Below are 13,080 nucleotides of genomic sequence, written 5' to 3'. Positions count from 1 at the left end.
ATGAACCTGACCAATTCCGAGCTGGCCTTCGTGCTGGGCCGCCTGCTGATGGGCGTGGCCTTTCTGACCCATTTTCTGGTGCGGCTGCCCAAGCTGGCCGCGTTTCAGGCGGGCATGGTGAAGCAGTTTGCCAATTCGCTGCTGCCCGAACTGCTGGTGCGGCCCTTCGCGGCCGTGCTGCCGTTTGCGGAAGGCGCCATTGGCTTGCTGCTGATTATCGGGCTGTTTACCCGACCGGCCCTGGCGGCGGCCATGCTGCTGATGACGGCCCTGGTGTTCGGCAGCAGCCTGCTGGAGCAGTGGGCCACCGTGGGCACGCAGCTGGTGTACGGCCTGTTCCTGTTTGCGCTGATTTTGCACAGCCAGTACAACCGCTTGTGCCTCGACCGCACGACGGCCCCGGCAGTACATTGAAAACGGGCTGAACAATTAGGGGAATAAGCTGGTCATTGCCTCGCTGCGCCATTAGCCAGCTTCACGCCCCTCATGCGCCACCTCACCGCCGCCGACATCCAGGCTTTCGAAAAGATTTACCGCCTCAACCTCGTCAACGGTCTGCCCGGCTACAAGCCCGCCAACCTGGTGGGCACCGCCGCCCCCGACGGCGCCACCAACCTGGCCGTGTTCAGCTCGGTCCTGCACCTGGGCTCCGACCCGGCCTTGCTGGGCATCGTGACGCGCCCCACCACCGTGCCCCGCCACACTTACGCCAACCTCAAAGCCAACGGTTGCTTCACGCTCAACCACGTGCCCGTGGCCCTGGCCGCGCCCGCCCACTACACCTCCGCCAACTTCCCCGGCACGGTTTCGGAGTTCGACGAATGCGGCTTCACGGCCGCTTTTCGCGACGACTTCCCGGCGCCCTACGTGGCCGAAAGCCCGCTGAGCATCGGCCTGCGGCTGCTCGAGGAGCACGCCATCAGCAACGGCACCGTGCTGCTGGTGGGCGCCGTGGAGCACGTGTATCTGCAGGACGCAGGCCTGCGCGACGACGGCACGCTGGATTTGGCAGCCCTGGCCACGGCCTGTATTTCCGGCCTCGATGGCTACCACGCCGTGCAGCCGCCCGTGCGCTTCGGCTACGCCCGCCCTGGGAAATTCCCGAAACCTGAATAATCAGGTCTGCGAGCCTGGCTGCCGGGTTGAAAATTATGGATAACGGAGAAGGCCTGCTTCCTTTAAGGAAACAGGCCTTCTCCGTTATTAGGAAGTGTTAACAGTCGCGTAGCCACAGGACGGTTGCAGCGAGGTGAATAAAGGCCAAAAAATGCGCATCGAGTTTGTCATACCGGGTGGCCACGCGGCGAAACTGCTTGAGGCGGCTGAAAAGGCGCTCAATGGGGTGACGTTGGGCGTAACGCGCCGCGTCGTAGCCCCGCGGGTAGCGGCGCTTGCACCGGGGCGGAATCACGGCACAGGTGCCGCGGGCAGCCAGGGTGGCCACGAGCGGGTCGGAATCGTAGCCCCGGTCGGCCACGAGGTAGGCCGGGGCCAGCCCGTCGAGCAGCGGCAGCGCTTGCGGGGCGTCGTGGCGCTGGCCGGCTGTCAGGCTGCCGCGCACGAACCGGCCCCCAGCGTCGGCCACCGCGTGCAGCTTGGTGGTCAATCCGCCGCGGCTACGCCCCAGGGCTTGCGGCCCGTTTTTTTGCGTGCCCCGCTCGCGTGTTGGTGCACCCGCACGGTGGTCGAGTCGACCAGCAGCGTGTGCAGCGCGTCGTCCTCTTGCACGGCGGCCAGCACCCGGGCCCACACGCCCGAGGCGGTCCAGCGCTGGAAGCGCGTGTATGTTGTGTGCCAGTTGCCCCACGCGGCCGGCAAGGCACGCCAGCGGCAGCCGTTGCGCAACAACCACAGCACCGCTTCTACAAAACGGCGGTTGTCCTGGCCCCGGCCACCTTTCGTGCCTTCCCGACCCGGCAGCAGCGGCGCGATGCGGGCCCACTGCGCGTCTGTGAGCAAATAATCCATACCCCAAATTAATACCTACTGTTAACACTTCCTAGCGTCTGCTACGGGTATTGCGTCTCAATCTTGCGGCTCCAGGAATCGGAGTAGCGCTGGTCGGCGCGCGCTTGCACGTTGGAGCCGCCGTGGCCGGGCTCGGACGTAGCGCCAGCCGGGTGGTCGCGGTACCAGGCCCGGTACGAGCCATCGGCTGTGCGCTGGGTGGTTTTGCTGGGCGAATCCGACTTCTTCGCGCGGCCGTTCTTGCCCTTTTTGCGCTTCTTTTTCCCTTTGCCGGCCGTGGCCAGGGCCACCCCGGCAATGGCAAGGGCCGCCACGGCCAGGATTTTCAGCCAGGGCTGCACCAAGGGGGGCGGCGCCGAGGTCACGCCGCTGGCATCGGCGCGGGCGGGCACTGCGGCGGTAAAGGCGGGCGTGCTGGCCCGGGTAGCATCGTGGGAAAGCATAGGCGGAAAATGAAAGGTGAAGTGGTGAAAACGAGGCCCAAGAGCGCGAAGCCGGCCCCGCAGCTACTACGGCTGCCGCCCACGCGGGGGTTGAGATTTTTCACCTTCGCCCTGGGCCGGTGCCCCGTACCGTGGCGCTTCGGCAAAACGCAAAAAGCCCGCTACCGAGACGGTAGCGGGCCCTCAAAGCCGAGCTAAAAAAATTACTTGGGCTGCTGCTGGTCGTTGGTGTTGCCGTTGCCGTTCGTCGACTTATCGGCCGGGGCCAGGGTGCCGCTGGCCGACTGCGGCGAGGCGGCGCTCTTGCCAGCGGGGGCCGAGTTGAGCTGGTCCTGCACCGTGCCGTTGGCAATGGCGGTGGCCGAGCCCACGCCGGCGGCGGCCGGGGCTTCCTGCTTGTAATTGATGCTGTCGCGGTTCACGTCCCAATTGTGCCAGCCGGGAGCTTTGGTGAAACCGTGTTTGAATTGCGGGTTTTCGCCGGGGCTCCAGCGGTAGTCGCAGGACGAAAGCGTGGCGGCCAAAGCGGTGCCCAGCAGCAAGGCCAGGGCAGGACGAGAAGAAAGCTTCATGAAGTAGGTCTTGGGATTGGACACACAAAGTACGGGGATTTCGGGCGGAAGGCCAACCCAAAGCCGCGGCGGGCGTTACTTTCGGGCACGGCGCGTGCCGCCCCTTGTTCCGCTTTTTCGCCATGGCCGCTTCCGATGCCAACCAGCCTTCCCGCTTCCGCCGGGCCCTCGGGGCGGTGGGGCGCGCCGCCCTGCTGCCCGTGCAGGGCGCCGGCTACCTCATTCGCTCGGGCCGGGCGCACCAGCATTTTTTCCTGCCAGTGCTCAACGGCGCCCTCGGCGACCAGCTGGCCGCCCGCTTCGACCGCCGCGCCATCCGCATGAGCTTTCGGCGGGGCGGCGAGGACGTGTCGGTGGCCGACCTGCGCCTGAGCGAGCCCCAGCAGAAAACCGTGGTGTTTGTGCACGGCCTGATGGGCGACGAGCTCATCTGGCAAACCGGTTTCCAGGACCCGCCCGGCAGCCGGCGCTTCGGCCCGCGCCTGGCCGAGGAAACCCACTGCCGCACCCTCTACGTGCGCTTCAACTCCGGCCTGCACCTCTCCGAAAACGGCCGCGAGCTCAGCCGCCTGCTCACCGAGCTGGTGGCCACCTACCCCGACGCCGTGGGCGAGCTGGTGCTGGTGGGCCACAGCATGGGCGGGCTCATCATTCGCTCGGCGGGGCACTACGGCAGCGGCGTGGGCCGCCTGAAAAGCTACGGCGAAGTCCTGCACGCCGAAACCAACGCCACCAAAATCAGCGACCACGCCATCATGGAGCCGGAGCCCTGGCTGGCGCATCTGCGCTCCGTGTTTTTGATTGGCACGCCCAACGACGGCTCCTGGCTGGAACAGAATTCGCACCTCACAGCCCGGCTGCTGGAGCGCATCAACCTGTTTCCCACGCGCTTCCTGAGCAAGGCCCTCAACCAGCGCAGCAACGGCATCAAGGACCTGCGCTACTCCATTCTGGTGGATGAGGACTGGCAGGACGCCCACGCCAACGACCTGACGCCGCCGCGCACGCCCGTGCCGCCGCTGCCCGGCGTGCGCTACCACATTCTCATGGGCGCGTGGCTGCGCTCCACGCGGCCCTCGGCCCTGCGCGAGTACTTCGGCGACGGGCTGGTGGGTCAGGGCAGCGCCCGCGGCCACGCCACCTTCGGCGATGAGGCGGCCCTGCCCGAAGGCGCCAGCGTGCGCACGGCCGTGTTCAGCCAGCAGCACCACGGCGGCCTGCTCACGCACCCGGAAGTGTTTCAATACCTCAAGCAGTGGGCCTGAGGCCCGGGCGCCTGGGCAAAGGAAATGTGGAAAGGAAGGAAAGGTGCCGGTTGGCTCTAAGCCTATACGGGCATTGGCGACGGGATTTACCCGTAATCTGCCCCGGTAAATACGTATTTATTAGTTGCGCAGCGTCACCGGGGCTGCTGGCTGCGTGGCCAGCTCGCAGTCACACAGCACCTCCCGCACGGGTTTGGCCACTTTATAATCGGGCAGCGACACTTCTTTCATGTACACAATGGAGAGGTGGCGCAGCGGCGCATGGGCCGGGTTTTCGTGCCAGATGCGCAGCAGGTAGTTGCAGTAGTAGGGTCGCATCCAAGCGTTGTCGACGAAGAGGTAGTTTTCGGAATACTTGCGCCACCGGTCGTTTTTGAAAAGCGCCACCACGGCGGCCGGCTTGGCATAGTTCACGGGAGCCCCGGCGCGGTTGAGGTCCAGCACCTGGCCGCGGGCGGTGGTGCCTTCGAAAATGTACCAGCCGTCGTCCTTGAACACGGTGGGCGCAAACATGCCCCAGTGCTGGTCGACGCGAAACAGGTAGCCAAACCAGCGCAGCTTGTCCGGAAAAATGCCGCCCGCGGGCCGCAGCACGGCCACGTCGTCGAGGTTCCAGAGGCAAACGTAGGTGAGCACCAGCGCCACAAAGCTGTCGCGGGCGCTGCGGGCCAGGCGCAGGCCAGCCGCGGTGGGCGGCGCGGCGCGTTCGAGGCGCAGGCGCCAGGGCGCCTGCCAGGCGGGCAGCCAGTGCCGCCAGCGCTGCACACGCGGCCCCATACGGCCCAGCACCGGCCCCAGGCGGCGCGCCAGCCAGTCGAGCGCGCTGGGCGGCAGCAGGCCCACGATGGACGCCCAGTTTATGAGGAAAAACAGCCCCACGAACAGCGTGACGCTGATGGTGAGGTGAAAGAAAAACAACACCACTACCACCAGCAGCCGCCACCAGCGCACCCCCACCGGAATGAACAGCGCAAACGGCAGCAGTAGCTCGGTAAAATAGGCCCCAAACGTCAGGAAACGCAGCAGTTCGGGGTACGGGTAGAGCAGCCGGCCGCCGGGCAGCAGCAGCTGGTCGAGGCTGAAGGCGTAGTAGAGCGCGGTGCCGTCGTGTGTCCATTCACCACCACTTTTGAGCAGGGCCGTGCACCAGTACAGCAGCGCCAGCTGCACCACGTAGGCCACCGTGGCGGCGCTGAAATAATCGAGGCGCTCGGGGCGGGCCGGCCGCGCGCATCGCGCGACCACACGTGGCCCCAGGGCAGGAACATGCCCCAGAACAGCAGCATGCGCAGCAGGTCGTCGCCGCCCTGGCCGATGAGCGTGTTGCGGTTTTGCAACGACACCAGCAGCAGCCACGACGCCACCGTGGCCAGGCGCGTGTGGTAGCCCAGCAGCAGCGCCCCGGCCACCACGGCCGCCCCCAGAAACAGCACCGCTTCGAGCTGCCAGAGGCCGGTGGCGGCGTGCAACGAAAACTGGTAGGGCGTCCAGGCGTGGTCCATGAGGGCAGACACGGGCAGCACGCCCATGTTAGCGTAGTGGGCTTCGAGGTCGGTGCTGCGGATGGCCAAATCGACCAGCACTACCGCGGCCGTGGCCATGCGCAACAGCGCCAACGCCCGCAAATCGAGCACAAATGGGCGCTTGAGTACGCCCCAAAAGCCAGCGGGGGCTTCATCCATGGTGTAAGTGTGAGCCGGCGGGTGCCGGGAAGAAAATCGACAAGGCGAACAGGCGGTCATACGGCATGCCGCGCCCTTTCGCCTACCGTAAAGGGCAGGAAGACGGGTGGCTATACGACCAGACTCGGCGCCGCAACCGATGAATAAATCCGTATTTTTTGCAGGAAGAAATACGGAGATGCCCCGGCCGCCGGCTACTCGCTCCAACCTCCGGCCCACTGGCGTGTTATTGCAGGCGCCCCCCTCTCCTGCCCATGTCCTCTCCCGCCGTGCCCGACACCATTTTCTTCGACGGCGTGTGCAACCTCTGCCACGGCTTCGTGCAGTTCATCATTCGCCACGACCCGGCCGGCCGCTACCGCTTCGCCGCCCTGCAAAGCCCGGCCGGCCAGGCGCTGCTGGCATCGCAGGGCATAAAAGCCAGCGCGGCCGCCGACCCGGAATCGGTGCTGCTGCTTTCCCAGGGGCGCTTGTACTCGCACTCCGACGCGGTGCTGCGCATTGCCCGGGGCCTGGGCGGCTTCTGGCGCCTGGCTGCCGTGGGCGAGTTGCTGCCCCGTGCCTTCCGCGACGCCCTCTACCGCTTCGTGGCCCGCAACCGCTACCGCTGGTTTGGCCGGCAGGAAAGCTGCCTGCTGCCCACGCCCGAGCTGCAAGCGCGCTTTTTGTAGCGACGCGTATTCGCGTCTCGGTGTTGAGCGCCCGGAATCGCACCGTTGGGTATGATGCCGCCGCCAGTTGTTCAGTGACGAGACGCAAGCTGTTGCGTCTCTACCGCTTTCGGCGCAACTCTGCCTCGTATACGCGCCGGCCCAGGTCGCGCAGAAAGGGAAAGCCGATGGTATCGTACTCGTATTTGTCGTCGTTCACAATGCCGTCGGCATTCACGTAGAGCACCGCGCTGAGCAGAAATTCGACGCCGTGGGCCTCGTCCTGCACGTAGGCGTTGTCGATGAGAAAGCCGTAGGCCTGCCCGATTTTATTAGAGACCCGCACGCCCGGCGGCAGCGGCGCAATGCCGCCCCCGCCCAGCAAAAATTTGGCGTAGGTGTCGGGGAAATGCGCCGGGTCGTAGCGCGGAGAAACACTTTCGCGGGGCAGTTGCGAAAGGGCCTGGCGCAACAGCGCATAGTCGGCGGGCGCGAGGCGCAGGCGCTGCGCCGGCGGCACGCTTTCCGGGAATAACACGAGTTGCAGCAGGCGCTGCAGGTCGGGTAGCGAAAAGGCATTCTTCTGGCTGAAATCCATGGGGCCGGGCACCACTTGCGCGCCCTGCACGTAGCCCTGCCCGATGCCTTCGCCCCGCAGATGCAGGGCTGGCCAAGCGCCCTCGTAAAAGCCGGCCGGCTGCCGGTAGAGCAACTGCGTTGCGGCCGTATCGACGTAAAATGCCACGGGGTTGGTGTGGCGGCTGCCGGGCTCCTTGTCTCCCACCGAAAGGCGGTGCAGCAGGCGGCTGTGGCGCAGCCCCAGCCGGGCCAGCCCGGCGTTCAGCTCGGCGGGCCCCACAAACTCATACAGCCGATTGAACGCGTCGTTGTCGCTCACCAGCAAAGCCTTGCGCACGTAGTTGGCCAGCGTGGGGCGGCCGTTGGCGCTGCTGCTGTCGCGCCGCACCCGCGTCTGGCCGGCAAAGGCCGAATCCGTCAGCATCACGGTTTCGGGGCCGAGGCCGGGATGTTCAGCAGCCAGCCGACGCAGCTTTTCCAGGGCCAGGGCAGCCGCGGCCAGCTTCACGGTGCTGGCGGGGTAGAAGTACTGACGGGGCTGCACCCGGTAGCCGTAGCGACGGAAATGCGGCGTCCCGTCGGCGTCGCGCCGGATTTGCGTGTAGAGAATTTGCAGCCGGTAGGCACCAGGATGGGCCAGCACCCGGCCGAGCCCCGCGGTATCGCGCCGCAGCACCTGCCGCAACGGGTTGGGACGAAGCTGTGCGGCCACCGGCCCGGCGCTCGCCAACAAGCTTCCGCCCAGCCATAGGCCCCGCACGAGTTGCTGCCAAAACGCCATGGCGTAAAGATAGCCGCGCGGCAGCGGGCAAAAACCACTTTTTTAAATCATAAAATTATATTTTACTATATTAGCTATGCGGGGCGCGGGCCGGCTTCCTACCTGCTTCGGGCCGGCCGCCAGCTTCCTCACCCACCTTCTTTCCACCACCATCACGATGAAAACGTTACTTATCGCACTGCGCGCCGTGCTGGCCGGCATCGGGCTGGCCCTGGCCACTCCGGCCCTGGCCCAAACCGTTCCCAACGGCAATTTCAGCACCTGGGCCACGCGCAACGGGGTAGAAACGCCCACCGGCTGGCTCACCACCGACGACCTGCTGGGCGGGCTCTTCAGCACGGGGGCCGTCACGAAAACCCCGACGGCCTACAGCGCGCCCTACGCCGCCCAGCTCCAGACCGTGAGCCTGCCGGGCGGGGCGACTTTCCCGGGCCTGCTGATTCTGGGCAGCACCCTGCGCACGAGTGCGGGCCTGCCGGGCGGGGTGCCGTTCACGGCGCGGCCGCGCAACCTGCAGTTCTACTACCAACTGCAGGGCAGCCGGGCCGTGGCCGACTCGGCTGCGATGGTGGTGCTGCTCACCCGCCGCCTGAACGGCACCACGACGGTGGTAGCGGGCGGCGCCTACGATTTTCAGACGCTGGCCAGCAGCTACACCCTGGCCACGGTGCCCCTGCAATATTCCTCGGGCCTGGCCCCCGACTCCGTGTTCATGGTATTTTACTCCGGCCAAGCGCGCACCGTGACGGCGGGCTCGGTGCTGCGCATCGACGACATTTCCTTTACCGGCACGGCCACCGCCACCCGCGACGCCGCCCTGGCCGCCCAACTCAGCATCGCGCCCAACCCCAGCCCCGACGGCCGCTACCGCCTCAGCAGCCCCGACGCGGCCCTGCTGGCGGCCCCGCTCAGCGTGTTCGACGGCACGGGGCGCCTCGTGCGCCGCGAAGCCCTCGCGCCCTGGCCCGGCGCCCCCGAGCGCACCCTCGACCTGAGCGGGCTGCCGGCGGGCATCTACTCCGTACGGCTCGATACCCCCTACGGGCTGCTCACGCACAAGCTGGTGCGCTGACGGCCGCGCCTCAGAAATGAACTTGTTCGGCCCGGCGCAGCCACGCCTCGGCAATGGTGGCGCCCAGGCCGGGGCCGGCGGGCATGTCGATGCGCCCGCCCGGCCCGTAGCGGAAGCCGCCTTCCACGGGGTCGGCGGTGAACATGAGCGGGGTGTCGAAATCGCAGTGCTGAATGGCGGGGTTGCTCAGGGCCAGGTGGGCGGCGGCCGTCATGCCCAGGCGCGATTCGAGGAAGCCGCCCACCTGCAGCGTGAGGCCGGCGGCTTCGCCCAACCTGGCAATCTTTTGGGCCCGGTGAAAGCCCGACGACTTGCCCAGCTTGATGTTGAGCATCTGGCAGGCCTGCAGCCCGATGAGGCGGGCCGCGTCGTGCTCGTCGCCGCAGCTTTCGTCGGCCATGATGGGGATGGGCGAGGCGGCCCGCACCCGGCTCAGCTCCATGAAGTGCTGGCGCAGGATGGGCTCTTCGCAGTGCTCGATGTTGAACTCGCCCAGGGCCTGCAGCACGGCAATGGCGCGGTCGGCGGTTTGCCAGCCCTGGTTGGCATCGATGCGCAGCGGGTGCGCCATGCCAATGCCCGCCCGAATGGCGCGAATGCGGGCCACGTCCTCGTCCGGCGCCCCGCCCAGCTTCACCTTGATGGCCGGAAAGCCTTCCTGCTGAAAGCGCACGGCGTCGGCCTGCATTTTCTCAGGCGCACCCAGGCTCACGGTCATGTCGGTGTGCAGCGGCTTGCCAAGGCGGCCGCCCAGAAACTCATACAGCGGCAGGCCGGCGTGCCGGGCCGCGATGTCGTGCAGGGCAATGTCGAAGGCGCTCTTGATGCTGCTGTTGCCGTAGATGATGCGGTCCAGCTCGGCCACGTTGCCGGCCAGGTCCAGCGCGTCGCGGCCTTGCAGGGCCGGCGCGAAGTACTGGCCCACCACGAAGCAGGTGTCCACGCTCTCGCCGTTGATGGTGAGGAAGGGGCTGCACTCGCCGTAGCCCACGAGGCCGCCCCGGGTGCGAATGACGACCACCACGTTTTGCACCGCCGTGAGCGGGCCCAGCGAGATAACAAAGGGCTCTTTCAGCGGCACGAGCAGCTTGTAGAGGCTGATGGACTGGATGGCGGTGCCGGGCATGGGCAAAAGACAAAAAGCGAATAACCGCCCCAAAGTAGCGCACGCGGGACTTCGAAGCGCCCAACCCGGCTTTCTTCAACGCAACAAAGGGCGCCCGATGGGGCGCCCTTTGCCAGGTGGTGTGCCGGAGGCCGAAGCCTTATTGTTTCAGCAAGCGGCCGGTGCGCAGGTAGCCGTCTTCGTCGCGAATCTGCACCAGGTACAGCCCGGGCTTGACGTCGGACAGGTCCACCGGCTGGTTGGTCATGCCCGTTTTCACCAGGCTGCCCGTGGCGCTCAGGAGCGAAAACGCCCGGTTGCTCTTCCAGTTCACCAGCACTTCGTTTTCCGCCGGGTTGGGGTACACGTTGACGGCCAGCGCCCCGGCCTGGCTGCGGGCGGCCAGCGTCCCGTTGTACACCGTGCTCATGAAGTACAGGTTGGCGGTGGTGCCCTTGATAATCTGGTGCGGGCCCACGGGGAGAGGCATCGTCAGCAGCCCCCCGCTGATGGTTTGGGTGACCCCGTCGACCTTAATGTTGCCGCTAAAGCCGGTGTTGAATACCAGCGTCAGCGTGGCGGCAGCGGTGGTGGTGAAGGCAATGTTCGTCACGGACTCAATCTTCAGGCACTGCGTCAGGTTCAGGCCGTTGTACACCACCGTGCCCTGCGAGGTGGAAAGGTTGCCGGTGATGGTGTAGAACGTGCTGGTGGTGCCCGCCGCCGTGAAGTTGTGCTCCATGCCGGAGGTGCCGGTTCCCGGGCCAGGACCGGGGCCCGGGCCGGGGGCGTCGCCCTGCACCGCAACCAGGCCGGTGGCGTAGCTCACCAGCGCCATCTGCAAGGGCACATTCACCGCTGAAGAAGCGTCGTCAACGGCGTTGTTGAACGTCCACTGAAAATCGCCGCCCTTCACGCGGCCCGCATACAGCGTCACGTTGCTCATGGCCGCCGCCGGGGCATCGGGCGTGTAAGTGTACATCACGGCCGGGTTGGTGTCGAAGTTGTTGTAGGCATTGCGGCCGTAGGCCGACAGCACGGTGCCCGGCACGGTCTGGGTCCGGGCGCTCACCACGTAGGCATCAAAGTCGACGGTGGAATTGGGAAAGCCGGTGGCGCCGTAGGGCACGAAGCGCGTCTGCCCGCTCATGAAGTTGTCGAAGGCTTTGATGGTGCCGCCGTCCTCGTTCGAGAAAATGGGCATGTTGGTGTAGTCGTTGCGCCCGGTGGCGGGGTTGTACACATCGGTGCCCTGCATGGAGGTCAGCATCGGGTACTTGCAGTTGCGGAAGTAGTTGCCCTCCATAAACACCGAGGAGCCTTCCGTGGAGCCGGCGCCGTACTTGGCGTTGCCGTCGTAGTAGTTGTTGTAGACGTGCGCCGAGTAGAACCGCACGCGGGGGTGGCGCGAGTCCGAATGGTCGTACCAGTTGTGGTGGTAGGTGATGTAGAGGCCCTGCGTGGTGCCTTCGCTCAGGCCAAGCAGGTTGCTCTTGCCCGAATCCCAGAAGTGGTTGTAGGAGAAGGTGACGTAGGTCGATTTTTTGCAGTCGAGGGCGCCGTCGCCCTTCACCTGGTCGGCAGCACTGCCGGCGTGGCCGTAGAAGAAATCAGAGTTGTGCACCCAGATGTAGTCGTTGTCCTGCTGCAGGCCGATGTTGTCGCCCTCATCGCTGTCGCAGTTCATGGTGCCGATGTTGCGGATTTCCACGTTGGAAGCGCCTTTGATGCGGATGCCCCAGCCGTTGGCCACGGCGTCGTTGCCCACGCCTTCGAGGGTGATGTAGCCGGAGGCGAAGTTGTTGTTCTCGATAACAAGGTCGCCGTTGAGCATGTAGCTCAGGTCGGTGATGTTGCCCACCAGGCGCACCAGCAGCGGGCGCGCGTCGCGGCCTTTCTTGAAGCCGTCGAGGATGGTTTGCAGGCCCACGCAGGGGTTGGTGGTGGCCCCGGTCACGTTCAGCGACACCGTGTTTTTGCTATTCTGGGTGATGTAGAGGACGACGGCGTTGGCTTTCACCGTGCCGTTGGCGTTGTAGGCGCCCGGCACCCGGCCGTTGCTGAAGGCAAAGCCGGTGCGGTCCTGGGCCAGCACCGTGAGCGAAGGCGTGGTGGTGGCCGTGCCCTCTACCCCGCCCACCACCGGCACCACCTTGAGCGTGTAGGCGCCCGGCTGCAGGCCCAGGGCGTCGGCCCGGTAAAAGGTGCCGTAGTTGCGAATCAGCTGGTCGTCGAGCTTCTGGTTGACGAGGCCGCCGCCGGTGTAGTACACGTTGTAGCTCTGCGCGTTGGCCACGGGCTGCCAGCGCACGTAGGCCGTTTCCAGCCAGCCGCTCGATTCGACCAGGACAGGGGCCTGGGCGCGCAGCAGGGCCGGCGTCAGCAGCAACAAGAATATGGTAAGCAGTTTCTTCATAGCCGGAGGCTGTTTGGGTGGGAAAAGGGTGAACCACCGAGGGAGTGGCTTACACAAACCTATCAGATGCGCATCCGAAACCCCTGCATAACAGGCCCAAACACCTGAGTATATTTATGCAAACGTTGCCGGCATCGTTGCCGGGCCACCCTGGCAGGCCCTCCATTCGAAAGAAAAGCCGTGCCCGCAGGTACCATATCCCCCAACCCGAGCCGCAGGCTCGGACCCAGTCGGCACCGGACCGGGGTTCTGGTGAATATTTCAGTTTCTGCCCGGTAGGCCCCCACCGACGCCCAGCAGTAGGCGGACGATGGGCATGATGGCTCCGCCCATGTACCAGCGGGCCGCGACCAAAGCCCAAACGCATGTACAGAAGGCCTGAATGGGTAAGCAAACAGGCTATTTGCACCTCCATTCAAGCCGTTTGTATGTACGAATAACTTAATTGTACATGCATTCAAGCCATTTGTAGGAGCAAACTAGCTACCACCGACACCCGCCCGCTGCCTGCGTGGCGATTCCTCTCCCGCGCCCGGCCCGTTTCCCA

The 13,080-nt window shown here is 65.7% G+C and carries 11 protein-coding genes and 1 pseudogene; 5 read left to right on the top strand and 7 right to left on the bottom strand.

Annotation, left to right across the window (positions count from 1 at the left end; genetic code table 11):
• Positions 1-414 carry a MauE/DoxX family redox-associated membrane protein gene (locus MUN81_RS07765; protein WP_245116557.1) on the top strand — a complete coding sequence of 138 codons (414 nt, stop codon included), beginning with the start codon at positions 1-3 and terminating at the stop codon, positions 412-414.
• Positions 415-486: 72 nt separating this feature from the next.
• Complete coding sequence (locus MUN81_RS07760) at positions 487-1,116, top strand: flavin reductase (RefSeq protein WP_245116555.1); 630 nt, start codon at positions 487-489, stop codon at positions 1,114-1,116.
• A 97-nt stretch (positions 1,117-1,213) separates the two neighbouring features.
• Here the strand turns inward: MUN81_RS07760 and MUN81_RS07755 are convergent.
• The 3 genes and pseudogenes from MUN81_RS07755 to MUN81_RS07745 all read right to left on the bottom strand — a co-directional run bounded on the left by MUN81_RS07755 (position 1,214) and on the right by MUN81_RS07745 (position 2,983).
• Positions 1,214-1,968 (bottom strand): annotated as a pseudogene (locus tag MUN81_RS07755) (IS5 family transposase).
• Between the two features lie 41 nt (positions 1,969-2,009).
• Positions 2,010-2,411 (bottom strand): hypothetical protein, encoded by a 402-nt coding sequence (locus MUN81_RS07750; protein ID WP_245116553.1) that lies wholly within the window; start codon positions 2,409-2,411, stop codon positions 2,010-2,012.
• A 203-nt stretch (positions 2,412-2,614) separates the two neighbouring features.
• The gene (locus MUN81_RS07745) at positions 2,615-2,983 is read right to left on the bottom strand and encodes a hypothetical protein (protein ID WP_245116551.1); all 369 of its coding nucleotides are present in this window, start codon (positions 2,981-2,983) and stop codon (positions 2,615-2,617) included.
• Between the two features lie 122 nt (positions 2,984-3,105).
• Between MUN81_RS07745 and MUN81_RS07740 the strand changes: the two genes are divergently transcribed.
• Positions 3,106-4,248, top strand: a complete 1,143-nt coding sequence (locus tag MUN81_RS07740) for an alpha/beta fold hydrolase (protein WP_245116549.1) — start codon at positions 3,106-3,108, stop codon at positions 4,246-4,248.
• 120 nt (positions 4,249-4,368) lie between these two features.
• Here MUN81_RS07740 and MUN81_RS07735 read toward each other — a convergent pair whose 3' ends face one another.
• A complete protein-coding gene (locus tag MUN81_RS07735; protein ID WP_245116547.1) occupies positions 4,369-5,493 on the bottom strand; it encodes a hypothetical protein in 1,125 nt (374 codons plus the stop codon).
• Between the two features lie 691 nt (positions 5,494-6,184).
• On the opposite strand from MUN81_RS07735, the gene MUN81_RS07730 reads away from it, so the two are divergent.
• Positions 6,185-6,601: a thiol-disulfide oxidoreductase DCC family protein gene (locus tag MUN81_RS07730; protein ID WP_245116545.1), complete on the top strand. Its 417-nt coding sequence runs from the start codon at positions 6,185-6,187 to the stop codon at positions 6,599-6,601.
• Between the two features lie 100 nt (positions 6,602-6,701).
• On the opposite strand, the gene MUN81_RS07725 is transcribed toward MUN81_RS07730, so the two are convergent.
• Positions 6,702-7,940 (bottom strand): serine hydrolase, encoded by a 1,239-nt coding sequence (locus MUN81_RS07725; protein ID WP_245116543.1) that lies wholly within the window; start codon positions 7,938-7,940, stop codon positions 6,702-6,704.
• 157 nt (positions 7,941-8,097) lie between these two features.
• On the opposite strand from MUN81_RS07725, the gene MUN81_RS22680 reads away from it, so the two are divergent.
• Positions 8,098-9,012, top strand: coding sequence for a T9SS type A sorting domain-containing protein (locus MUN81_RS22680; protein WP_280638268.1), 915 nt, complete (start codon positions 8,098-8,100; stop codon positions 9,010-9,012).
• 10 nt (positions 9,013-9,022) lie between these two features.
• On the opposite strand, the gene MUN81_RS07715 is transcribed toward MUN81_RS22680, so the two are convergent.
• Entirely contained in the window at positions 9,023-10,138 is a 1,116-nt protein-coding gene (locus tag MUN81_RS07715; RefSeq protein ID WP_245116541.1) for a dipeptide epimerase, read from the bottom strand.
• A gap of 139 nt (positions 10,139-10,277) precedes the next feature.
• Positions 10,278-12,533, bottom strand: a complete 2,256-nt coding sequence (locus MUN81_RS07710) for a T9SS type A sorting domain-containing protein (protein WP_245116539.1) — start codon at positions 12,531-12,533, stop codon at positions 10,278-10,280.
• Between the last annotated feature and the right edge of the window lie 547 nt (positions 12,534-13,080).

This window comes from Hymenobacter sp. 5317J-9 (assembly GCF_022921075.1).
Taxonomy (GTDB): Bacteria; Bacteroidota; Bacteroidia; order Cytophagales; family Hymenobacteraceae; genus Hymenobacter.
The sequence above is the reverse complement of the archived record's forward strand: the minus strand, read 5'-3'. Positions and strand labels throughout refer to the sequence as shown.